1 protein-coding gene is annotated in these 261 nt (G+C 54.4%); it reads right to left on the reverse strand.

Features of this window, described 5'->3' with window-relative positions:
* The coding region (locus SB753_RS38485) for a type II toxin-antitoxin system Phd/YefM family antitoxin (protein WP_410805343.1) at positions 1-186 on the reverse strand (186 nt) is incomplete at its 3' end.
* Positions 187-261 lie beyond the last annotated feature (75 nt).

Raw genomic sequence — 261 nt, forward strand, 5'->3', positions numbered from 1 at the left:
CGCGAGAATCTTGAGGAGGGCAACCGTCTGCTGCATGTCCTCATACGATTGGGCATCCTGCACGACAACCTTTGCCTCGCCGTTCTGGGTGATGAGCATGGGTTCGCCGCTTTCGGTGATGTCCCGGACGATTTCTGCTGCGTGGCTTTTCAGGTAGCTTATTGGCTTGACCTGACTCGGTTTCATACCCGCTCCCTTCGGTTGAGATTGCAGGACTAAATATAGACCTAAATTCGGTCCGAGTCTAGGAGGAGGCGCCAT

This window comes from Paraburkholderia sp. SIMBA_053 (assembly GCF_046534895.1).
Taxonomy (GTDB): Bacteria; Pseudomonadota; Gammaproteobacteria; order Burkholderiales; family Burkholderiaceae; genus Paraburkholderia; species Paraburkholderia caledonica.